The sequence below is a fragment of the Escherichia sp. WS547 genome (genome assembly GCF_046486065.1).
Taxonomy (GTDB): Bacteria; Pseudomonadota; Gammaproteobacteria; order Enterobacterales; family Enterobacteriaceae; genus Escherichia; species Escherichia coli.
The window spans coordinates 107,815-130,441 of the sequence record NZ_JBJQMA010000002.1 but is presented as its reverse complement, the minus strand read 5'-3'; the positions used below and the strand labels follow the sequence as shown (position 1 = coordinate 130,441).

The 22,627-nt window shown below is 44.9% G+C and carries 24 protein-coding genes and 4 pseudogenes; 11 read left to right on the top strand and 17 right to left on the bottom strand.

The genetic code is table 11. The annotated features are described in order from the left end of the window. The first annotated feature begins 364 nt into the window (after nucleotides 1-364). Both ACJHWK_RS02510 and ACJHWK_RS02505 read left to right on the top strand, forming a co-directional pair. Nucleotides 365-670 (top strand): DNA sulfur modification protein DndB, encoded by a 306-nt coding sequence (locus ACJHWK_RS02510; RefSeq protein ID WP_000071509.1) that lies wholly within the window; start codon nucleotides 365-367, stop codon nucleotides 668-670. Nucleotides 671-679: 9 nt separating this feature from the next. After that, complete coding sequence (locus tag ACJHWK_RS02505) at nucleotides 680-1,525, top strand: DGQHR domain-containing protein (protein ID WP_306295572.1); 846 nt, start codon at nucleotides 680-682, stop codon at nucleotides 1,523-1,525. Nucleotides 1,526-1,583: 58 nt separating this feature from the next. Here the strand turns inward: ACJHWK_RS02505 and dndE are convergent, their stop codons facing one another. From dndE to dndB, 4 genes are read right to left on the bottom strand one after another with little or no spacing between them, the layout of a single operon-like run. Next, nucleotides 1,584-1,940, bottom strand: coding sequence for a DNA sulfur modification protein DndE (gene dndE / locus ACJHWK_RS02500; RefSeq protein WP_000937304.1), 357 nt, complete (start codon nucleotides 1,938-1,940; stop codon nucleotides 1,584-1,586). Beyond that, a complete protein-coding gene (dndD, locus tag ACJHWK_RS02495; RefSeq protein ID WP_000905896.1) occupies nucleotides 1,940-3,940 on the bottom strand; it encodes a DNA sulfur modification protein DndD in 2,001 nt (666 codons plus the stop codon). Before dndD ends, dndE begins: the two co-directional genes overlap by 1 nt. Further along, the gene (gene dndC, locus ACJHWK_RS02490) at nucleotides 3,930-5,564 is read right to left on the bottom strand and encodes a DNA phosphorothioation system sulfurtransferase DndC (protein ID WP_000041168.1); all 1,635 of its coding nucleotides are present in this window, start codon (nucleotides 5,562-5,564) and stop codon (nucleotides 3,930-3,932) included. The genes dndD and dndC overlap by 11 nt, the downstream gene beginning before the upstream one ends. Next, nucleotides 5,561-6,646, bottom strand: a complete 1,086-nt coding sequence (gene dndB / locus ACJHWK_RS02485) for a DNA sulfur modification protein DndB (protein WP_000179014.1) — start codon at nucleotides 6,644-6,646, stop codon at nucleotides 5,561-5,563. Before dndB ends, dndC begins: the two co-directional genes overlap by 4 nt. Nucleotides 6,647-7,108: 462 nt before the next feature. Here dndB and ACJHWK_RS02480 point away from each other — a divergent pair, with 462 nt between their 5' ends. Continuing rightward, nucleotides 7,109-7,282, top strand: coding sequence for a hypothetical protein (locus ACJHWK_RS02480; protein WP_000258195.1), 174 nt, complete (start codon nucleotides 7,109-7,111; stop codon nucleotides 7,280-7,282). After that, entirely contained in the window at nucleotides 7,279-7,623 is a 345-nt protein-coding gene (locus ACJHWK_RS02475) for a ProQ/FINO family protein (RefSeq protein WP_000166952.1), read from the top strand. Before ACJHWK_RS02480 ends, ACJHWK_RS02475 begins: the two co-directional genes overlap by 4 nt. An 18-nt stretch (nucleotides 7,624-7,641) precedes the next feature. Here ACJHWK_RS02475 and ACJHWK_RS02470 read toward each other — a convergent pair whose 3' ends face one another. The 5 genes from ACJHWK_RS02470 to ACJHWK_RS02450 all read right to left on the bottom strand — a co-directional run bounded on the left by ACJHWK_RS02470 (nucleotide 7,642) and on the right by ACJHWK_RS02450 (nucleotide 10,127). Beyond that, the gene (locus ACJHWK_RS02470) at nucleotides 7,642-8,190 is read right to left on the bottom strand and encodes a hypothetical protein (protein WP_032152093.1); all 549 of its coding nucleotides are present in this window, start codon (nucleotides 8,188-8,190) and stop codon (nucleotides 7,642-7,644) included. Between the two features lie 87 nt (nucleotides 8,191-8,277). Beyond that, on the bottom strand, nucleotides 8,278-8,436 hold the full coding sequence (locus ACJHWK_RS02465; protein ID WP_000831911.1) for a hypothetical protein: 159 nt from the start codon (nucleotides 8,434-8,436) through the stop codon (nucleotides 8,278-8,280). Beyond that, a complete protein-coding gene (locus tag ACJHWK_RS02460) occupies nucleotides 8,433-8,669 on the bottom strand; it encodes a helix-turn-helix transcriptional regulator (RefSeq protein ID WP_000958149.1) in 237 nt (78 codons plus the stop codon). The genes ACJHWK_RS02465 and ACJHWK_RS02460 overlap by 4 nt, the downstream gene beginning before the upstream one ends. Nucleotides 8,670-8,737: 68 nt before the next feature. Then, complete coding sequence (locus tag ACJHWK_RS02455) at nucleotides 8,738-9,313, bottom strand: hypothetical protein (protein WP_000991584.1); 576 nt, start codon at nucleotides 9,311-9,313, stop codon at nucleotides 8,738-8,740. A gap of 247 nt (nucleotides 9,314-9,560) precedes the next feature. After that, entirely contained in the window at nucleotides 9,561-10,127 is a 567-nt protein-coding gene (locus ACJHWK_RS02450) for an inovirus-type Gp2 protein (protein ID WP_001126820.1), read from the bottom strand. Nucleotides 10,128-11,160: 1,033 nt separating this feature from the next. Between ACJHWK_RS02450 and ACJHWK_RS02445 the strand changes: the two are divergent. After that, nucleotides 11,161-11,516: pseudogene (locus ACJHWK_RS02445) on the top strand (IS21 family transposase); the annotation flags it as partial. Nucleotides 11,517-11,539: 23 nt separating this feature from the next. On the opposite strand, the pseudogene ACJHWK_RS02440 reads toward ACJHWK_RS02445, so the two are convergent. Beyond that, a pseudogene (locus tag ACJHWK_RS02440) lies at nucleotides 11,540-11,668 on the bottom strand (IS256 family transposase); the annotation flags it as partial. Nucleotides 11,669-11,936: 268 nt separating this feature from the next. After that, the gene (locus ACJHWK_RS02435; protein WP_000038138.1) at nucleotides 11,937-12,377 is read right to left on the bottom strand and encodes an H-NS family nucleoid-associated regulatory protein; all 441 of its coding nucleotides are present in this window, start codon (nucleotides 12,375-12,377) and stop codon (nucleotides 11,937-11,939) included. 220 nt (nucleotides 12,378-12,597) lie between these two features. Here ACJHWK_RS02435 and ACJHWK_RS02430 point away from each other — a divergent pair. Next, nucleotides 12,598-13,373 (top strand): annotated as a pseudogene (locus ACJHWK_RS02430) (transposase). Between the two features lie 132 nt (nucleotides 13,374-13,505). Here the strand turns inward: ACJHWK_RS02430 and ACJHWK_RS02425 are convergent. The 6 genes and pseudogenes from ACJHWK_RS02425 to ACJHWK_RS02400 form a co-directional block, all read right to left on the bottom strand. Then, complete coding sequence (locus tag ACJHWK_RS02425) at nucleotides 13,506-13,745, bottom strand: transposase (RefSeq protein ID WP_001270905.1); 240 nt, start codon at nucleotides 13,743-13,745, stop codon at nucleotides 13,506-13,508. Between the two features lie 121 nt (nucleotides 13,746-13,866). Further along, entirely contained in the window at nucleotides 13,867-13,932 is a 66-nt protein-coding gene (locus ACJHWK_RS02420; protein WP_223366084.1) for an EAST1 family heat-stable enterotoxin, read from the bottom strand. Next, a pseudogene (locus tag ACJHWK_RS02415) lies at nucleotides 13,919-14,119 on the bottom strand (transposase); the annotation flags it as partial. The pseudogene ACJHWK_RS02415 and the gene ACJHWK_RS02420, both read right to left, overlap by 14 nt. 14 nt (nucleotides 14,120-14,133) lie before the next feature. Next, nucleotides 14,134-15,012: a restriction endonuclease gene (locus ACJHWK_RS02410; RefSeq protein WP_000769116.1), complete on the bottom strand. Its 879-nt coding sequence runs from the start codon at nucleotides 15,010-15,012 to the stop codon at nucleotides 14,134-14,136. 327 nt (nucleotides 15,013-15,339) lie between these two features. Further along, nucleotides 15,340-16,071: an inovirus Gp2 family protein gene (locus ACJHWK_RS02405; RefSeq protein ID WP_001075464.1), complete on the bottom strand. Its 732-nt coding sequence runs from the start codon at nucleotides 16,069-16,071 to the stop codon at nucleotides 15,340-15,342. 1,495 nt (nucleotides 16,072-17,566) lie between these two features. Continuing rightward, the gene (locus tag ACJHWK_RS02400; protein ID WP_000147749.1) at nucleotides 17,567-18,697 is read right to left on the bottom strand and encodes a hypothetical protein; all 1,131 of its coding nucleotides are present in this window, start codon (nucleotides 18,695-18,697) and stop codon (nucleotides 17,567-17,569) included. A 184-nt stretch (nucleotides 18,698-18,881) separates the two neighbouring features. Here ACJHWK_RS02400 and ACJHWK_RS02395 point away from each other — a divergent pair, with 184 nt between their 5' ends. The 5 genes from ACJHWK_RS02395 (at nucleotide 18,882) to ACJHWK_RS02375 (ending at nucleotide 22,621) form a co-directional block, all read left to right on the top strand. Further along, nucleotides 18,882-19,766: a GTPase gene (locus ACJHWK_RS02395; protein ID WP_000010408.1), complete on the top strand. Its 885-nt coding sequence runs from the start codon at nucleotides 18,882-18,884 to the stop codon at nucleotides 19,764-19,766. A gap of 202 nt (nucleotides 19,767-19,968) precedes the next feature. Beyond that, a complete protein-coding gene (locus tag ACJHWK_RS02390; RefSeq protein WP_001282919.1) occupies nucleotides 19,969-20,649 on the top strand; it encodes a helix-turn-helix transcriptional regulator in 681 nt (226 codons plus the stop codon). Between the two features lie 147 nt (nucleotides 20,650-20,796). After that, nucleotides 20,797-21,474 carry a hypothetical protein gene (locus ACJHWK_RS02385; RefSeq protein ID WP_001097301.1) on the top strand — a complete coding sequence of 226 codons (678 nt, stop codon included), beginning with the start codon at nucleotides 20,797-20,799 and terminating at the stop codon, nucleotides 21,472-21,474. A 29-nt stretch (nucleotides 21,475-21,503) separates the two neighbouring features. Then, on the top strand, nucleotides 21,504-21,713 hold the full coding sequence (locus ACJHWK_RS02380; protein WP_032150870.1) for a DUF905 family protein: 210 nt from the start codon (nucleotides 21,504-21,506) through the stop codon (nucleotides 21,711-21,713). Nucleotides 21,714-21,802: 89 nt separating this feature from the next. After that, entirely contained in the window at nucleotides 21,803-22,621 is an 819-nt protein-coding gene (locus ACJHWK_RS02375) for a DUF932 domain-containing protein (RefSeq protein ID WP_053271315.1), read from the top strand. The last annotated feature ends 6 nt before the right edge of the window (nucleotides 22,622-22,627 follow it).

Here is a 22,627-nt window from a genome sequence, read left to right as displayed (position 1 = left end):
AATACGCAGTTGGGTTTTTCTATTTTTTCATTTATTATTACCACATTGGGCGTATTAGCCGCGGAGTGTTTATCCAGAGATGACGAGAACGAAAATCCTATTTCTTTATCTGAAAGGCACCGTAAACAAGTTAGAATATCTTGTTCAATATTTTTATGGTTCATATCATTTGTTTTTTTTATTTTTTGGATTAAAAAATGACGTCAATTTCATGTTAATTTCATCACTTATTATAACTATAATATTATGGTTTTCCATTACCGTTGTTAAGCCTGATTTTAAAATCCCTGTAACTCCAGATTCATTAGTGTCTGATGAATTAAGGAATATGAGTTCTAATGATGAGCCAGGTGAGGGGCTATAAATGTCTAATTCTATTGAGATCCATGCAATTAAGGTCACCCAACCATACGGCGAATTCTTTCAGACGGTTATGTCTGCCGAAGATTTATTGAAATGTATTTATGTGAATCAGGCGGAAATGGATGATGGGGAAATATCAGGTGTGCAGAGGAAAGAGTCTATGCCAAGAGCCTTAGACATAGCAAAATTCATAGACTCCGATGAGGCTGCATTTCCAAACTCAATCATACTCTCTGTCAATCATAATGAAGATGGTACACCTGCAAAGGAAGATGACAAATGGGAGTTTAAAAAAAGTGAGAATTGATTATATAAGATAATAATACCGAATATAAATCTAAGATTATGTTCTATTATCGATGGACAGCACAGATTATTAGGATTTAAGTATGCTAAGAATAAAGATATTCAATTACCTTGTTCAATTTATAACTCATTACCACCATCCAATCAAGCAACTATATTTTCAACAATTAATTTTAACCAACAAAAAGTTCCTAAAAGTTTAGCATATAGACTCTTTGGATACTCTCTTGATGATATATCCAGAGAGTATTGGCCTCCTGATTTGCTTGCTGTATATTTTAGTGAGAAATTCAATAAAACAGATGAATATCCTTTCTACAGACGATTAAAAAATAGAGTATTGAATGAAATTACTGAAAATGACTGGTCTATATCATCGTCTGTATTTATTGATGGTGTATTATCACTAATATCTAAAAACCCTCGTGCTGATAGATATACCATCAATGCAATTGATTCGGATGAAAAAGAAAAAGGAAGGGGCAGGCTTGATAATAAAAACAGCAAGGATAAAAGCCCATTGCGATGGTTTTATATAAAAGGCAATGATAAGGCGATAGAGCAAATATTGAAAATTTATTTTTCAGCGATAAAAGATCATTTTTGGGCTAATGTATGTATTGAGAAAGGCACAGTGTTAGTTAGATCTGTCGGTATTTCTGCATTATTTCAGTTTCTACGTAAAAAATTGATGGACATGCCTAAAATTAACAAAGAAAATATTGAAAAGCTGTGCTCTGCATTGAAAACTGTGAATCCTGAGGAGTTTACAAAAAATACAGAGTATACATCAACAACTGTGGGTCAGCGAAAAATATATGATTATTTAAACGAAAATGTCAAAACAGATTTTTAAAATTGACTAAATTTTGTTCAGGCCATCCATATTGTTAATTTGGATGGCCTAAAAATTCTTAATCTATTGATTTAATAAAGTTTAATAGACTCTTATGATTCCTTAACGCCGCAATCCCATCCTCCACATGCGCAGCCCATGCTTTAACCATATCCTTCTGAGCTAACTGCGGATAAAGCATCTTCAATACCAATTCCGTAGTCTGTAATGTCTCCCCCAGCCACGTAATCTTATCCAACACCAGCGAACCATCTAGTTTCCGATTATCCCGTTCTGATGAATAGCGAAACTCACTCTCCACCGAGCGGAAAAATGCCAATCGGGCAGCGACATTAGGTGTGATCCCTGTATACCCTTTCAATCTTTTAAGCTGCTCTTCAGTCTGACGATTCAGCACCATTCGATTCGGGAGCATCAGATAGCCTCCTTAGTTAATTCCCAGAAATAACCGGGCTTCAACGCTGATGATTTAGTATGCGTGTTAAATACTATCTCGTAAGCATGAGAAATATCATCACGTAATTGGTCAACAAAATAACGTTCATCCACTTCCGTATCGGTAGACAATAGCACCACTTGATGGCTGGCAAATGGGAAATAATGGTTAATTAGTTTATCCCGATGTTGTGAATCCAGACGTCCTAATGGCGTATCAATAATCACCGGCAAATCACGACCAGAAGTTTTTGCTAGCGCCTCAAGAATAGCAATGGCATAAATCTGCTTTTCACCGGCAGATAGTAACTTACGATTAATGACAGATCCCTTCTCATCAATTAACTCAACGTCAAATGTCTCTGGGTTAATATGAGCACTCAGTTGCATATCTTCTTTACGAGCCAGTTTGCGATAGGCAACTTCAAAGTTAGCAGATAGCGTCTTTACTCTCGCCTGAGTTAATACGTCGCTATACCGATCGAGTAAATTAATTGTTTCCTGCGCATTTTTGAAGGCGCTACTAAAGCCATGCTGACTGCGGGCCGCATCATGCAGTTTTTGCACCTGACGGACACAATCCAGTTGCTGTTGCTTAACCCGTTTAGCGTCTTCCAGCAATGAAAGATATTTTTGCCGCTGATTTTCACGCTGCTTATCAAGATCGCGCAGCTTTTCAAAAAGATCCATTAACTGCTCATCTTCCGGAGCGCGGGCAATATTGGCAGCGGCTTGCTCTAGTTGCTGTTCAATTTCTGCTAACTGAATACGGTAAAGCTCGAAGCGCTGCCATGCCTTTTTACTGTCCTGCTCTATTGATTGCTGGAGCATGCCGGCTTCACGTTCAGAAATATCAAACAACAAATCGCCCTTCGGTTTAGTTGCCATATATTCGTTCAGATTATCAGTAATCGCCTCGGCTGCAATTTTACTGGTAGTACGAGAGCGTAATGCAATATCGTTTCTGAGCTGGGCCAAAAATAGCCTTAACTCTTTTTCAAAGCTTTGAGCTTGTTTGATCTGCGTTTCATCAGCAATTTTTTCCAGCAACTCGGATAAAATATTGGGAGCTAGTGCATAAGGTAATGATCCATCACATTCCTGACGCAGTGCTTTTTCCAGGCGCTCCTTATCTTTTAGCAGTGTTTCAACTTTCTGCTTCTCCTGCGCTTTTGTCTGCGCAAATGCACCGCCCTGCGCATTCAACAAGCCTTCATAGCGAATAATGTCTTTAGACAGAAACTCGATTCTAGATTTGGCAAAATCAGCTTTTTCCAGCAATGCTTCTGTCTGACAAGCTAAGTCTCTACTTTGTTTTTCCAGCACTTCAATCTGCTGTTGCTGAGTTTCCGCTAACTGGCTGGATTGTTGGCGCTTAACGAAAATCATTAAGTCATTACGCAGTTTGGATATCAGATCCAGGCCCAATAAACGGCGTACAGCGGTGCGCAAAATATTGCCAGATTCATCTTCTGCCAGTTCCGCAATTTTTTCGCCATCAAAAAAGAACAAATCAGCAATACCATGAGGAATTAATTCATTAAGAAACCCCTGGCACTGATCATAATCCAGTTCACTGAGTGGTTGGCCATCCTTTTGTAAAGAAAGGCGATCTTTCTTGCCCTTTTTCCAAGTTCGCGTAACAGTAAACTCTGATTCCTGCCCACCCTTATTATAGGTAAAGGTCAGTTCAACAGCCGCCTCTTCCGGTTGCTCAATATAGTACGCACCTTTGTGAATCAACGAACTAAGATGCTCAATATAATCCTGTTGCTGAGTCGCGAGCCCAAATGCCAGCCGCCCATACAATGCCAGCCGGATAGCCGACAGAATAGACGTTTTACCTGCACCATTTAAACCGCCAAACAGCACAATCGGACGAGGGTTTACTTCATGTGGTCGCTTTCTTGGAGCCAGATCAATCGTGTGAGTACCGTTAAATACCCGAAAATTATGTAATACCAGTTGTTTAATGAGCACGTTCGTTTTCCTCGCCGACCAATACAGAGGATTCGCTGGCATCGACAATTCTGCGTTGTAAAACCTGAAGTTCAGCTTCCAGCCTGGTGATTTCTTCCTGGTGAATATCCCGGTCGTTACGTTTTTGTAGCGCTGCCTGCTGTTGTTGAATCTCTTCGAGACTGCCCCAATCCTGTTTTAAAATGGTGCCAAGTTTGTCAAAAATCCCCTGACGGCGACTTAATCCTTCCATTGAAACTTCCAGCTCAATCAATTTCATCACCATCTCTGGCACAACATCAAACCCCTGAGCTATCTGCACCAGCAAATCGGCATCGCTGGCGTCAAAACGTGATTGGTCGTCAACGACCCAATCCAGATCCCGCTGGTACACCTCACGGTAGATACCTGGTAGTGTGTCGTACCAGTCTGGTTCATTAGGATCCTTCAACCATTCTTGGCGGATAGCGTGCAGTTCCGACTCGGTGATTAACGTAATCCTGTGGCCCTGGGCGTTTAAATCACGCTCAATTTCCAGTAAGTCTTTTAACCATTGCTGGCGATATTTGAGCCAGTAGGGGCCTGGCACATGCTTACGCTCTGCACTGCGATCTTCACCGTCTTTAGCGTACTGATAGCTCACCTTACCGGTACGACGTTTATAGTTGCGATAGGTGTCTTTATTCACCGGATCGGTGGTAAACGCCAGCAGATCACGATATTTCAGCAATGGCGACATCCACTCTTCGCCATTTTTGATCAGACTTTCCATCGCTTTATCTTTGGTTACTACGGTACAGGTCCAGCATCCAAAGCGAGAGTTCCCACAAGAGGGGGTACTTTCGTCTATCACTAAGGGACACTCACCCTGTGCGGAAGAGTCCATATACAGCGTCCATAGAGGACGATTGTTTCCACCCCACGGGCTTTCCCATTCGTCGATATATTCAGGAGCATAGCGGAACGCGCCGCGCAGCAGTTTCCAGACGTCTTCTACATCCCAGGTATCAATAGGGGTATAGATAAACGCATTTGCCAGTGTGGTATGCCGGGCCAAGCGTGAGCCATCAATTTTGTGCTTTGCGATGACCTGCGCACGAGAGGCACTCTCACTACTACGTGAACCTAGGACAACAATTACTTCATCAAACTGGCTGACCTTTTCTTTAATAAAGTCACTCACCGGATTGATTTTCATGCGTTCGGTACACCAGCGAAAACTGCGGGTTGGGGCCGGATAACCTTTCCCCAGTAAATTGACCCAGAAGGTTTCATTAGTTTTAGGCGTTACCGCATGTTGAGTGATCGGCAGGCCATTACGCTTTGCGCCTGCCTCAATTTGCAACATCGTTTTCTTAATTAAATCTACTACCACTGGTGTTTCCACCAGCGTATCGGATGACACTACAAAAACATCTTTGTTGCGCATTTCCGGGGGCAGGCCAAGCAGGGCCAGATACACCAGCGTGATCACGGCGGAAGAATCTTTTCCACCGCTATAGCCAATTACCCACGGACGCTTATCCGCACAATAAATTCTCTGAACTTCAGAAATATATTCGGCCAGAGGGCGTCCAGAAAACTGCTCCTGATTAATAAAATCTGTGTATTCGGCCAAATCGTAGGCCTGAACTAATTTACTCATGAGACAACCATTTGGGCTTCAAGCTCCTGTTCTTCAGGAGTAAGCGGAATTGAGAGTGCGTTTTTTAGCGCATTGCAGGTGAGTTGGATTGCCGTACTGGTTTTGCTCAACTTTCCATGCTGCATCGCACGTTTGATAAGATCCGGATTATTTCTGCGCCAGTTAAACACTTTGAGTGCAGCAATTTTATCAGGCCACTGCTCTGGGTAATTTGTCAGCAGTGTATACCCTAGTTGTCCGAGTGCCTGCAAACCAATACCGTGAGCGTGAACATAGTCCTGACGTAGTTGAACCGGTGAAACTTCCTTTTTTGCGGCTAATTGCCAGTCCGGCATTACATTATAAATAGCTTGCCAATAGCGAGTTGCTATCTGGGTACATTCTTCAAAATCGCTCTTTTTCGGATCTTTTCCCAGCAACGCACGGGTAGCTTGCTTGATGCTGCTTAACGTAAATAATTTATTTGACCGCTGACTGATATTGGATTTTTCCAGCTCAGTCATTCCGACAAACGGCTCTACGGACATTGCCAGATAACGCGCCAAATTTGAACTGGCATCCCGATGATCATACAACGATGCCAACGACGGACTGGGGCGAATAGCATATTTATTCAGATCGGCAAACATCTGTTGGCTGCGTTTTAATCCTTCATCGACAAAAAACAGCACAGGTATGTTATCCTGCCCCAGCTCCGGGCGAGCGTCTAAAGCGTCTTCAATCGCTTTACGACGATGCTGACCGTCGTTGATCAAGATTTGCGCGTCCATTGGTACACATAACGTCCCTAGATTATTCGTGCCGGGAAACTCATCAAACTGGACGTCAACGGCAATGGATGCTGTTAGTGCAGAAAATACATAATCTTTAGGATTTTCAAGAAGATAACGAACCATTTCAGGGATGCGAGATTTATTGAGGGTGCGTTGCGCGCGCAACTCCGGAGGAACATCATTTTCATCAAAGCTAAAAATTTTGGGGATGATACGCATCGGACATGTGGCAATGTAGAAGGGGCGGCCTGCCTGAATGCCACGTATAGCCGGAAACGAGTAGCAGTAGTCTGCATCAACACTAGCCATGCTGTAATCCGTAAAATATTTAATGAATTAAGTTACGTGATATTTTACGTAACCCTAGATAGAAATTACAGCATTTTACGTAATGAATTGTGTACTATCTACAGATGTACTCGCCAATTAGCTCTATTCAATGGTCTTGCTGGTTGTTGCAAGTGGTGTTCATTATCATTTGTCAAGTAATATTTTATCATACGCATGTCGTCATTACCATCATTTAGGCTTTCAGCATCAGAGGGCACATGGCTGTATGTATTGGTACGGCTGGTCCGACTGTAGCGGTCACCATAGTCATATCGTTCACAACCAGTACAGTCTGATAACGAATACGCTCACTACGCACAGCACTGAACAATACCGGCAACAGCATGTCTTACATGACATTCGCTGTGCCATCCACCGGAAAACATTTTCAGATACCGGATGAGGTACCACTTCCATTGACAGCACGAGGTAACAATACTGATGGTAACGCTGACCATTAACCGTAAACCGCAGGGTATTTTCAGTAAGTCACCGGCAACGCCGCTGCAGGATAAAACGAACACTGCACACAACGTGAAGGCCAGGGAACGGATACCACAGTTGAACGATAAACAGAGCCCTGCTCTGCTGAAAAAACACCGTGGCGGCATATGACAAAACGCCAGCGTAAAAACCGTAAGCGTATTAATCGTCTTGTGGAACTCTGGCCTGAGTTATTCAACCGGGAAAAACCCCAACCGCTTAAAGTTGAGATACCTGACGACCTGATACAGGATATCGCCATCAGAGAACTGGCGTTTGGCGCAGGTGCATTACGCGCGGCAGTAGCGTCTTATGTGCGGTCTCCGCGCTATTACCGTGCGTTAATGGCTGGCGGCGCCCGTTATGACCTGAAGGGGCAGCCGTGCGGGGAAGTGACTCCACAGGAACAGAAAGAGGCAGAGACCCGGCTGATGATGCTGAATGACCGACGAAAAGCCAGAAAATATCGTTGACTGCACAACTGCGCTGATTCACTGAGCTGTAATCAATGTACAGCGCTGTACCGGACGATAGATAATGGCGGTCACAACCGGTAACCCCAGAGACAATGCGACTGTTTTTAACGCAACATACTGGCCAGATGTATTACCCCGGGCGACCTGAAAACGCTTTTCCACCCGGCATTGTCCGCCAGCACTTATCACCTGCCAGCTCTGTTGCAGTAAATCCACCACTTGCGAACATTCTTCATCAACTGTCACACTGGCTCGCGGATGGCAGAAAAGCTCCTGGCTGAACAGCAACAGGCATCGTATTGTTGCTCCTCCATGTTGTTCCCGCAACCAGCGTAATACCACCGGCGAGGATGGACTGGCCGTGTGATTACGCTCAGTAATACGTTCGTGCACCTGTCGGTAAAAGGAAGTACAGAATGCATGAATCTGTTGCCCGTTGATATTTCCTTCTGCCGAATGGAGTGTGAAGTAAAATGCCAGCAAATGCGGCCAGTGGTCCACCGCCTGCTGAATAAAACGCCGGATGTCTCCCGGCTCTGAAATTAATGCTTCGGTTATTTGCACGAAATGTTCCTTTTCAAACCCTGTTGAATTTTGTTCAGCCGGTGCAGACACACGGGAAGGTGCGCATCAACACCGGTGTAATGCCAGTTATAAACAATGTGAATGGAATGACGAATCAGTCAGGAAAGAGCTACAATCTGCTGGCTGACCGGAGAGGGTCAGCAGGAAGATGAACGGTAATGTCGCCAGCACCAGGGACAGGGCTGATTTCCGCAATACCAGCGCCGACATTGCAACACGTTTCATGCTGCTGCTCCTCGTGATTCCTCAATTCGCTGCTGCATCCACTGCTCCACTTCACTTTTGTACCAGCGGCTGCTGCGGCCCAGCTTGATGGGTTTCGGGAAATGGCCTTCACTGATCAGCTTGTAAAACCATTTATCTGTCATACCGGTGAAACTGGTGATGTAGTTCATGTCGATCAGGGGATCGTCGGCACGCAGCAACACGCAGTCGTGGCCTGTCATTGAGGTCAACATGGTCAGAATATCCTCTGTGAGATTTATGAAGGTTGTGCGAATGCGGGGAAAGGTGCTGAGCCGTATTCTCAGAACGGTCCTGCAGATCCGGGATAGCCGGGATTACCGGCGAGGCAACGGGCTTCCGGATCGCACACACCACGACGATCGCGGGCGAAATCACTGAACGCCCAGATCAAATCTTTGAGGATGTCTTCGCAGTCCGGTGAACGACTGTCCAGCACCACATCCCGGGTTATCTGTTTCTGGTACGGTGCCGCTTCCCCCGGTGACGCGAAGCCCAGTACGTTGCTCCAGGCATCCAGAATCAGCCGGTCCAGTTCGGGGCCGTCGAAATACTCCTGTCTGACGCACAGCACCACGTGGTATTCCGGCTTTTCCGGATGACGGGTCAGGAGCCAGCAAAGGTCGCGTCCGGGTTTCGCATTCATCAGCGCACTGACGGTTTCGATAAAATCCATACCAAACCAGGTCTGTCTGCTGTTGAAGGCGTTGTCATGTTCCCACGGCAGACGAAGCAGGATCCGCCGTATCCGTGAGCCGGACTGCTCACGCAGCGCACGCTCAAGGACGCCGATGACTTTGTTCTGATAAGATGGCCAGAAGGGTGCCAGGCTATAGTCGAAATAAGGGATAGCATTCATAAGATATGCTCCATTATGCGCAACCCACAACGCGCCCTGCCCGTGAATGAGCTGACGTGTTATGGCTTGCGGATGAGATTGATGGAATAAGTGAAGAACTGAAGCAGAACGGGAAGATAAGGGACAGAACACCGGATGCAGGTTCAGGGTGAATGATCTCCGTTGACTTCAGTTCACATCATTAATCATCGAGGTAAGTTTTTACCGACGAAGTGTTTCCGGGCCAGGAAACTCATGATTCAAACTTTCAGAAGTGAGGCTTACGAGGACGCCCTGCTGCAGGACGTTCAGGAACTTCATTGCAGCCGTAGGCACACAGCCCGTCTTTTTGCTCTTCTTTCGCCAGATAATGCAGGGCACCGCGAATATTATTGATGCTTTCAGGATCGTTGTGGCGCACAGGAATGTTGATGTTGTATGTATAATGCGGCTGATATGTACAGCGGTGTGCCGAACCGCTGTTATGCGTAATAGACCGCCAGCATTCCGTAATCCGCTCCGCAAAGGGATATATTTTTTTAACCCTCTGACGATCGATCCAGAAAACCGCATGCGCATGAAAACCATGATCAACCGTCCATTCAATCACCCAGAAGAAGCCAACGATATTTTCAAATTGTTCTACCTGCTCCAGCAGCATACGCAACTGCAATTCAAGCCAGCGATGATCAGGTTGTAAGAAATCAGGCGTATCTTTCCTGTAGAAGAAATCCATGCGTAAGGCCCGCAGGCAGGAATAGCGTGCCATCATTTGATTGATGTGATTGTCAAGTAAAGCGGTAAAAAACCAGTTTGGTGTATAAGATTTAGGCATGTTGATGACTCCTGAAAGTTAATGATGTTTTAAGCTCTGTGAGCGAATTAATGCTTTCGCTCATAATCAGATCTAAAACGGTAATAACTTACAGATGGTATTTATCAGGCATGCTGTAGCAGAATGAATACGACGGGTTATTAACGATACGCAGCATTATGCAGAAAGAAATGGATTATCTGATGGTATTTGCTAAAGAGATGAGATAAACGAGGAGCGAATAAAATACAGAATCAATAAACATCACGAAATACTGCAAAACACGCGATAAAAACCCACAACCAGAAGGTTAAGAAATATATTTCGACCAATCAATCATAAACTACAAACTTGCTCTCAGTGGTTCTAAAAAAACGTGAACAAGGCCAACGCAATAAACTTATACGCCCTCATCCAATCTGTTCTTAAGGACATGAACGTTAACCGCACACATTACCAGAGTAAAAAATACCACTGGCATGATTTTTACTCTGCATCTTAAACAATACAACCCGAAACAAACATAATCAGGAATTCACTCTGTTAATTTCATTGTTTATTCTGCGCTGTTAAACATGACGGAATCATGGATACCTTATCAAAGCGTAAGCATTCAGTTAATCAGTGATGACAGAGAATTGATGTTCACCAGAATAGTTAAAACATATCAGGCAAACAATCATTGTTAAGCAAATACAGCTCATGATGGATAAAATTAAAATAAATTATTATTTCACTGAAAACAGGAACAGAGAGTGAGTAAAGACAGGAAGTAAATAACAATAGAGATTATATCAAAAAGGGAGTGAGTATAATAATAGTAATAAACCTAAATTAAAAATATCCATGTTTTATGTAAATACAAATCTGTTTCATAATTATGTACAGAGGTTCGTTATAACGAATCTGTAAGTAATTCAGTGTAATTGCTACCATATTAAAGGTGATCGCTCAGGTGTCAGCGCCAGCGATAATAAGACGGTCACCATTTGGATTTTCCGCTCCACCCAACATGTTGTTTCCTTAAGGTTCTCACACCAGAAATGACATCAACATGCTGAGCAGAGAGGACTTTTACATGATAAAGCAAATGCGCCAGCAGGGCGCGTACATTGTCGATATTGCGACTCAGATTGGTTGCTCTGAACGAACGGTCAGGCAATGGGTTATACGGGCGGACGTTCCATGCTGCGTTACTACATCCAGCCCAAACGTAAAATGCGTCCGTCAAAAAGAACAGTTCGCTTCGAAACTCAGCCTGGATACCAGCTCCAGCACGACTAGGGCGAAGTTGAGGTGGAGGTTGCCGGGCAACGGTGCAAAGTTAACTTTGCGGTTAATACGCTGGGGTTCTCCCGCCGCTTCCATGTCTTCGCCGCACCAAAACAGGATGCTGAGCATACACCAGAGCAGGAACATCTGCAGCCGTTACCGAGTTCCGCATTAAGCGCCGTTTCGACAGTTAATTTCGTCAGCATACGGGAAAACTGATTGAGATCGGCCCCGGTTTTGAGGCCTTTAGCCAGTTCAGCCGCAAGGACTTTAAGCGTCTTTTCGTCCACAATCTACTTGTCTACGTTGTTGGAGTGAACATATCAAAAACCGGCAATTACACAATTTAAATTACAGTCTCTATGAGAACAGTTCAATTTTTTAACTCTCGTTTTCCTCCCTGGCGTTATATGCATAAGCAACTTGAAAGACCCGATGATAGTTATAATTTCAGGTTATGTCCATGACGACCAATTTGTAACTAAAACAATAAACGGTAACGCTGCCATATAAGCATCAAAAGCGAGCATTACAGCAACATTCAACCGATTAGATGTATCACTCATAATCAGAACAAGATGATGATGTGCCCTGAGATATAAGAAAATCATCAAGAGAACCTCCGGCTTTTATTGCTTCTGCAATAACAGAAGGCCGACGACCTTGTCCACTCCAGTACATTATTTGACCGTTATACTCATACCTGTACTTATTAGACTCTCCTGAATCGTTTTTTCTGCCCGTCTGTAATTTTTTGCCAAATTCACGATACACATCTTCCGCCGTTACACCTGCGTCATCCATGTACTTTTTGATAATTGCCAAAGAATCCTTCAACTCATTACGCTGCTCAATGGCCTTTTCAAGGTTATCCTTAACTTGATTGAAGTCTTCATCAGACATTTCCATGATCAACTTCCGGACAAGGTTGAAATTAAGAAGTGATGTACGAACAGTAGAGAGATCTTCATTCTCAACAGAAAACTTCTTCTTGCTCATCTATCAATACTCTGCTTATCATTAACTTATGATAAATCCTATCAGGTGATTTTTTATAAAAATAATGGCTACATCACAAAATGTGATACTTAATATTTACTTCATTCAAAGTGAGTGAACTTTCCCGGATAGGCTAGCCCCCTGAATCTCCAGTCAACCAATATCACTTATTTAAGTGATAATCTTAATATTAGTTTTTAGACTGGTCATTGGAAAACAGATGATTGATGCCTCAGGACCGGAGAAACTCAGACGGCATACTGCACAGGAAAAGATCGCTAATGTTCAGAAGAGCTTTGAACCAGGAATGACGGTCTCCCTCGTTGCCCGGCAACATGGTGTAGCAGCCAGTTACTTCTCTGGCGCAAGCAATACCAGGAGGGAAGTCTTACTGCGGTGACTGCTGGGGAACAGATCGTTCCTGCCTCTGAACTTGCTGCTGCCATAAGGCAGATTAAAGAACGCCAGCGCCTGCCCGGAACAAAACGATGGAAAATGAACTCATTAAAGAAGCCGTTGAATATGGACGTGCAAAAAGTGGATAGCGCACGCTCCCTTATTGCCGGGGTGATGCACTGGGCGGTCACTACCGGCGGCTTCAACAGTGAAACAGTACAGGACGTCATGCCAGGAGCGGTGGAACGCCGCTTCGGCAACGAGCTTCCGGCGTCTCCAGTGGAGTGGCTGACAGATAATGGTTCATGCTACCGGGCTAATGAAACACGCCAGTTCGCTCGGATGTTGGGACTTGAATCGAAGAACACGGCGGTGCGGAGTCCGGAGAGTAACAGAATAGCAGAGAGCTTCGTGAAAACGATAAAGCGTGACTACATCGTGTTCATGCCCAAGCCAGATGTTAATGACGGCATTGCATAACCATGCAGTAGCAATCGAACATTACAATGCAGCATAGTTCTAAGTTATCGCTCGCCGCAGGTATATATGCGGCAGCGGATCAGTAATGGGTTAAATGATAACAGATGTCTGGAAGTATAGGGAGAAATTCCCTGAGGGATTCCCAAAAAATTTAGTAAACCAATATCATATTGGTATACCGTTGTTGTAAAATGTTCAGCCCTGCGTCAAGTGACAAGGTGTTTAGTATGAGTGGGGAATGTCGGAACCTGTTTAGGATTCTGTGTAAATGCCTTTTTTCAGAAGTGACAGGCAGTCACCGAACTCGATAATAAAGCGGCTCATTGCCATACACCTGTCCTTCAACGACACCGTCCATTTCTGGGACGCAGACTGGATTGCCAGCCACACCACTTTTTTCACCGAGTCGTCTGTCGGGAACACTTTACGCTTTTTGATCGCATGGCGGATCACACTGTTTAGTGACTCGATGGCATTCGTCGTATAGCGCACTTTGCGAATGTCCGTCAGATAAGCGAAGAACGTGGTAAGATTCGGTCAGTTAGCCTGCCAGCTCCGACTTATCTAGTGCTTGCTAGCCTGTCTCTTCCGTGGGTGCCTGATTAAATCTCTTTCAGGTCGCGAGTGACGGCTTTGTAGTCCTTCCATGACACGAAGCGCAGGCTGTTGCGCACCATATGCACGATGCATAACTGGATGCTGGCCTCCGGATATACTGTGTTGATGGCATCTGGAAAGCCTTTCAGGCTATCTACACAGGTGATGAGGATATCGTTCAGACCGCGGTTTTTCAGTTCAGTCAGCACATTGAGCCAGAACTTCGACCCTGTACACGATTCTGTGTGAAACAACGGGGAGCAGGTCATCGCTTCCCAACCCGTTATTTCAGCGTGCCGAACTGTTTGTCTTTCAGTGCATATAGTCGGTCGAACTCAGCATAGGGCTCTCCCGTTTCAGCCGCGTGCCGGGTTTTAGCATCCAGAAGGTCGGGTAAAGGGATCCTATGATTCAGTGAGTGGTAAAGATCATAACCACTGACACAGATAACCCGCTTCCCTTTACCAAAAGCCGTCAGGCCTTCAGGCGTAAAGCCCATCCAACTGATAAAAACACCGCGTGTCCAGGTTGCCTTGGTACTGAGCTTTCCTTCAAATACATGGAGGTCGGCAGCCGACGTTCTTTTCTGATGCCACTTTGCCTCCATCAGGTAAAATTCATCATTCAGTCGGAAACTTCCGTCAATCTGTTCGCCTGTATTTCGGAAAGACGAACGGGGAGCAAGCTTAAAGATACTGAACAGTTCAGCAAGCCAGGCTTCAAACCGAAAACCACGTGGATGTGGCGGCAGAGATTTCATCTCGTTCATTTCAGCGATAAGTGAATGCCAGTCAACACCATGCCATGCCTGGACAGGCTTAACGCCTTTGGCTTCATCGGTGTCAGCGTTTTCTAAGCGGGAAATCAGTGCAAGATAGTCATTACGGCTTTGTTCAGCCTGTTCAGGCATGGATTCCGTTTTATACTGCCAGAGCGCACCAAGAACCCGCAGAGCGGTCTCACGATCAACCTGTTTCAGCAAGCATCTAACTCGTTTGGCTTTTGACGTCCCCTCTTTCTGATAACGTTCATCATCAATATCAATGTTCAATTCTTCATCGAAAAAAGCAGACAAGGTGCGGTTAGAGAAATCCAGTATCCAGCCAGGATCGCTCTCGAACACAATATTAAACAGCCTCAAATCCTGCATTTTCAGTTTCACGCCTACCTCCTTTTTTCACAGTATAACGGGATGAAAGTGGGGGAGGAAATGAGTCAGAACCTGTACACCAGCATTAGGGGATTCCGCGTCTGGTACAAAGCAGACTATGAGAAGAGAGACGCTATAACATTTGAGTCCTACCAATCGATCTGTTCATTTCTATGAATGGCAGTAAATGCAAATAACCAGAACAACCAAAGGTTTTTCGACTTATGTGTCACGAACGGAAGTAGATGGCAATCCATTGCATTACTTCAGGACGACTTTTCAGAAAGCGAGCTAAGGGCGTTGGCATAAACTCAGGCATCGGATGCTGTTTTACAGGGTTCACCTGCCATCCAGTAGACGCCCCAGCCCACGACTGCAACCATAATTACGTTGACCAGAACCGTCATGCTGCTTCGTCTCATACTTCACGAGATAACGGGCTCTCTCCATGGCTTTCTGCATCGCTTCCACATCACCACGCTTGACCCAGAGCACAGCGGATCCACCAGATTTTTTGTCAGAATCCTTCCGGGTATCAGAACATCCACCAGGCACAGGCGTATCATCGGAAGAAGGGCGAGCATCAGATGATGTCGGTTTACGGAAAGGCGTCCGCCTGGAAAAATGAACCAGTCCATTACCCTGCCAGGGCTCAAGATGCAGAGCACTGCACCATGCCAGTTGGATCAGCGTCGCCAGCGAAGAAGGAACGGTGAAATCCCCTGGCGAGCACCAGGTATCTTTGTTGAGCAGTAATATCACGTGATAATGTTTCCTGCCTTTTTCCTTGCCAAACTCCCGACACCAGAAATAACGCAGAGTGGTTGCACGCACACGCTTGTTGGCACGTCGTTTTTTCCGCTGGTAAGCCTGAATTTTTGCTTTCAGGGATGCAAAAAAACGAGAAATCACCGCTGAATCTAAATCGGTATCCATGATGGTGGCAGGCATATACTCAGGGAAACGTAAATCCACCCGGATTAACGAGACGGCACGGTGTTGCGCCAGGGCACCGTTGAGAATACTTTCAAAACGGGATAACCAGTAAGCATTGTGTATTGGTTGATTCATGATGAGAGATCTCCGTTGATTTGGATTGACTTCACATCATTAATCACCGCGGTAAAACTTTACGGCATCCGGCATTGAGCAATGCTACAACTTTCTGATTAAGAGTGATTGAAACGGAACAAACCATCCCGGAACAAAAAGATAATCCTACACACAGGGTAAAAACACTCAAGAACAGCGAATGGATTTAAAAACGACATGGACAACGAGAAAAGTCAGAAGGGAAAAGGATCCACAGAACATTCAAACAAAACACCAGAAACGCAACCAGAACGCTTCCTGGTAATGCAAATCAACAACAACGCCAAAACCTACAGCTTAATCACACAACTTAATCACGGATGCGAATGACATGTTTAAAACCTGTTTACAGATAACGCCGTTACACGATCATCCCCATCAGAATCGATTTTCCCTTCCTGAAAGCGTTACGTTTCACTACGCACCATAAAAACGATTAACCATCGATAACGTAAACTTCATCTGAATCAAAACACCAAAACCGTTCATCACACTTTCGCAATGCAAGAAGAGTCACATCATGACGAAAACAATGACCTTACACGGAAAAGAAAAACGTCAGGAATCGTTAATGCCTAAATCTGATTGTTATCAAAACATCCAGAAAGTCGTTTAACAGAATCGTCGTAAGCACATCGAAAAGAACGTCAGATTACTTCAGGAAAGTTCGGGTTGATTTAGCGTAAAGATACTTTTCTCATGCTAACGTCGAAACTCGAAATATCAGGAAAGGTTAAACGTAACATAAGTAAAATCGAATAGCAGATTGATTGCTGAAGCAGAAAGGTTTTACAGCAGCATTAAACTGATTTAGTTAACGTAAAGATTTACTAAACTGGATGTGTATAGCAATGCTTAACGAAAACACTTGTAGAAGTGTTTATGAAAATACGTGTATAACACTTACTGAAATGCTTAGTAAAAATACGTGTATATAGTATCATACCGACATTCTCAACTCTTCCAAACATCCATGCAGACTGAATGTTGATTACCCGTTTTCACATCAGGCATGGTTCTTTACTGACCAAAAAACAAACTGGTTTACTCTTGAATTATTTTCTCTACCTCAGAAAACATGGTCTCAGGAATCTGTTATGGCTTCGTAGTTTCTGTTGTTCTTTTCATAAAAGTTATAAGTTATTGTCATAATCATACGATAATCACTTTATGTTAGTTTTTACTGTCACACGCTACTGACTTTTTCAGTCATTGCCAGAAAGGGGCTCTTTTTACTTCCATTTCACCACTCAACAAATGCAAAACTCGTCCAGTAAAGCGGACCACCACTTGCTCACAAGCAACGAATCGTCTCCAGGAACAGCCCTCAAACATTGCAGAAACAAAAACAACAAAACCCTCATTATCACTGATGTTCGGAAAATTTCCATGACCCAAAAAACGAAATTTAAATGAGACGCATTATCATGCGTGTGATCAAAAAGACGTTATGGTAGCTTTCAGTTAAATGGTGCTATTTCTCATAAATCCACTTAACTTTTTTTACTGATTCATCCCAGAGAACCACTTTATCAGTAAAAAATGAATTATATAGATTGACGAGTTTTTCTGTTTCAGTTATTCCCAATGCATTATGTATCAGTTGTAGATATGCTTTTATCCAGATTTCTTTACCCTCCCTCCACTTATCTATAAAACTTTCCAACTTACTTAATCGTTGATTTATAAAAAATGAATCAATATCATGAAAAAACTCAACAAGAAAACAGCACGAGATAATCTCAACAAAAAACAAATTCTCCTTAAAAGCATTATAAAACTTTATCAACACATAACGAAAAACACCTCCTGTTAACCTTTCCTGTTCATAAAACAACAAGCCAAAAATAGGCGGAAATCTTTTAACCACACCACTTTTAATCCAGTAAGGATGATGATTAGTCTTTACTGGCAGTGAATAAAAGAACAATTCGGTTTCTCTTTTCCCACCACAAACAGACAAAACAGTCTTATAAAGACTTTTTGAATCACTATATCCTGACACTCCAGACGAATTAGCAGGGTATTTTCTTTTTACTTTTTGCCTTAATGGAGCTGGAAGGATAATAAAACGGGATGGTAGATAACAATCGCTTTCAGAAGACCTGCATTCGCACACATGAAGATTTATATTTACATCCGGACAATTCAAAAACCACACAGAATAATTATCGCTCCGTTTGCAATATGAAACCCATGAATAAATTGCATAAAGTTCAGAAAGTACATCTAACTCTGCTTTTGATTTAAATGTGATACCGTTTCTTCGAATTCTCGTTTCCAGCGTTCTCCATGCCGGAGTTTTCAGTATCTCACGAACTTTTTTATTAAGTTCAACCAGCGATGGTCCCTGCTCCTGTTTATGTTTCTTCCTGCTGTTAATGATTTCTCTTTCTTTTACTAATTTTTTCTTACTTTTGGGTCCTTTTATCTTTCTTGGCAATGCTTCATTTAATCTGTGAACAGGATTTTGCTCTCTTCTTTTTTTGAGCTCACAAAACCTCTCATAATGTTTTCTGCACAGTCTTTTCTCCACTGCCATTTTTACTGAGAAAACCTGATTGTTACAATTTTTTCTGACGCATTTGTTTTTACGTCCGGTCATCCTCTCATCTCCTGAAACCGCAGTATGTCATTAGTTCCCGTTCTGAAAAACTCACTTCATACTCCATTACACTTTAACAATAATGTCCGTAATTCAGACATTCCATCATTTTTCACGTCCATATTACCTGAATGATAAACCGGATTAGTGTGATCCGGTTCAGTGAAATCAACAGGATACCGGTATGTCATTCAGCCATTCTTCCCTCTCCGCACAAGTGAAATCATATCTGACGTTTCTTCCTGAAGAAATTCGTCAGAAAATTCTTGAACATCTCCACAGCGTTATTCATTACGAACCCGTGATTGGCATTATGGGTAAATCCGGCACCGGCAAAAGTAGCCTGTGTAATGCTATTTTTCAGTCCCATATCTGTGCCACACATCCCCTGAACGGCTGCACCCGCCAGGCTCATCGTCTTACCCTGCAGATCGGTGAACGCAGAATGACGCTGGTCGATCTGCCCGGCATTGGAGAGACGCCGCAACATGATCAGGAATACCGGGCGCTTTACCGTCAGTTACTGCCGGAAGTGGATTTGATTATCTGGATCCTGCGGGCAGATGAACGCGCGTATGCCGCCGACATTACCATGCATCAGTTTTTACTGAATGAAGGCGCAGATCCCTCGCGTTTTCTGTTTGTTCTCAGCCATGCCGATCGCGTGTTTCCTGCTGAAGAATGGAATGCCACAGAAAAATGCCCGTCCCGTCAGCAGGCGCTCTCACTGGCGACGGTGACAGCCCGGGTGGCAACCCTGTTCCCTTCATCATTTCCGGTACTCTCCGTTGCTGCACCTGTCGGCTGGAACCTTCCGGCGTTTGTGTCGCTGATGATCCACGCACTGCCACCACAGGCAACCAGCGCGGTGTATTCACATATCCGGGGAGAAAACCGCTCTGAACAGGCCCAGAAACACGCACAACAGACTTTTGGTGAAACCATCGGGAAAAGTTTTGACGTCGCCGTTGCCCGTTTCAGTTTTCCGGCCTGGATGTTACAGCTTCTGCGTAAAGCCCGGGACCGCATTATCCACCTGCTGATCACACTGTGGGAGCGTCTGTTCTGACACACTCACGCCGACAGGATGTGTCGCTGGATTAACGAGCATTCTTCTTTTTATGAAATCATGCTTAAAAATCAGATAATTAAAAGAATATTTTTTCTGCTGCATTTTATTCCTGATTATCCGGATGCGACACATCCTTTCAACATCATGATGCATAATAACATCATGAAATAAAAGATGTTTTCTTACGGAGTGCACATCTATGTCTGATAATCGTTCCCGGCATGATCGCCTGGCGGTTCGCTTATCACTCATTATCAGCCGACTGATGGCCGGAGAATCTCTGTCACTAAAAACACTGTCAGATGAATTTGGCGTTACAGAACGTACTTTACAGCGCGATTTTCATCAGCGTCTGGTTCACCTGGATTTAGAGTACAGAAATGGCAGGTACAGCCTCAGACGACAGAGCAGCCCAGGTGCGATCCCTGAAATGCTTTCTTTTATACAGAATACCGGGATCGCACGGATACTTCCGCTCCGGAACGGACGACTGATAACCTGTCTTACCGACAACCAGGAGCCCTCTCCCTGCCTTATCTGGCTACCGGCGCCGGATATCACTGCAACGTTCCCCGAGTGTTTCTCGCAACTCATCCTGGCAATAAGACAGTGTATCCACATCTCTCTGATGACTGAGCGATGGTATCCGTCACTGGAGCCCTGCCGGCTCATTTATTACAGCGGTAGCTGGTATCTGATCGCGTTACAGAAGGGAAAACTGCAGGTCTTTCCTCTGGCAGATATCAAATCAGTCAGCCTGACATCAGAACGGTTTGAACGGAGAGGCCACATCCACAGTCTGGTCGCTGAAGAGCGTTTTATCTCCGCCCTGCCACATTTCTCTTTCATCCATAAACTTATCAACACCTTTAACCTGTGATTGCCGGCCTGCCAAAGCCGTCCCGACAGGTATGGAGACAATATGTTGAACAGAAAACTAAATATACGGCTACGTCATTCCCTGAACAGTCACTGCATACCTTCCATCATTATCAATAACACCGTACGTTCATTTCAGAGGTCAGTCATGAATACCAGAGCTCTTTTTCCCCTGCTGTTCACTGTGGCATCATTCTCCGCCTCCGCCGGCAACTGGGCTGTCAAAAACGGCTGGTGTCAGACCATGACGGAAGATGGTCAGGCGCTGGTAATGCTGAAAAATGGCACGATTGGTATTACCGGCCTGATGCAGGGATGCCCGAATGGTGTACAGACGCTCCTGGGCAGCCGTATCAGTATTAACGGTAACCTGATCCCCACATCACAAATGTGTAATCAGCAGACGGGATTCAGGGCTGTTGAGGTGGAAATCGGACAGGCGCCGGAAATGGTCAAAAAAGCCGTTCACTCCATAGCAGAGCGTGATGTGTCCGTTTTACAGGCATTTGGTGTACGAATGGAATTCACCCGCGGTGATATGCTGAAGGTCTGTCCGAAATTTGTCACATCACTTGCCGGTTTTTCCCCGAAACAGACGACCACTATTAATAAAGATTCCGTCCTGCAGGCTGCCCGGCAGGCATACGCCCGGGAATATGACGAGGAAACAACAGAAACCGCTGATTTTGGCTCTTACGAAGTAAAAGGCAATAAGGTTGAGTTTGAAGTATTCAATCCTGAAGACCGTGCGTACGACAAAGTGACCGTCACGGTTGGTGCTGACGGTAATGCCACCGGCGCCAGCGTTGAATTTATCGGAAAATAGCCGGTATGTAGGACTGCCACCCTGTTTTATTGCCCGAAGGCCCTTTCTCACGCGAACAGGCGGTTGCCGTCACAACAGCTTACCGCAATGTGCTTATTGAAGATGACCAGGGAACGCATTTCCGGCTGGTTATCCGCAATGCCGAAGGGCAGCTACGCTGGCGGTGCTGGAATTTTGAACCTGATGCCGGAAAACAGCTAAATTCGTATCTCGCCAGTGAGGGAATTCTCAGGCAATAAACGTCTTCATTTCATCCATCAGGCCGCGTCTTCTCCGGGAGACGCGGCCTTTTCGTTTATACCGCTAATTCATTCATAAGGAGCAAAGTATGCAATTAGCCAGTCGTTTTGGTTATGCGAATCAGATACGCCGTGACCGTCCGCTGACATACGAAGAACTGATGCACTATGTACCCGGTATTTTTGGGGAAGACCGGCATACCTCCCGCAGTGAACGCTATACGTATATCCCCACCATCACCGTGCTGGAAAGTCTGCAGCGGGAAGGCTTTCAGCCGTTCTTCGCCTGCCAGACCCGTGTGCGCGACCCGGGCCGCCGGGGATACACCAAACATATGCTGCGTCTGCGGCGGGCCGGAGAGATAAACGGAGAACATGTCCCTGAAATTATTCTGCTCAACTCTCATGACGGTACCTCCAGCTACCAGATGCTGCCGGGTTACTTCAGGTTCGTCTGCCAGAACGGATGCGTCTGTGGTCAGTCTCTGGGGGAAGTGCGTGTTCCGCACCGGGGAAATGTGGTGGAGAAAGTTATTGAAGGGGCTTACGAGGTGGTGGGGGTTTTTGACCGGATAGAGGAGAAGCGTGATGCCATGCAGTCGCTGGTCCTGCCGCCACCGGCACGCCAGGCGCTGGCACAGGCGGCACTGACTTACCGTTATGGTGACAAACATCAGCCAGTCACCACTGCCGACATTCTGACACCACGACGCCGGGAGGATTACGGTAAGGACCTGTGGAGTGCTTATCAGACCATCCAGGAGAATATGCTGAAAGGCGGAATTTCCGGTCGCAGTGCCAGAGGAAAACGTATCCACACCCGTGCCATTCACAGCATCGACACCGATATTAAGCTCAACCGCGCATTGTGGGTGATGGCAGAAACGCTGCTGGAGAGCATGCGCTGATGCTGT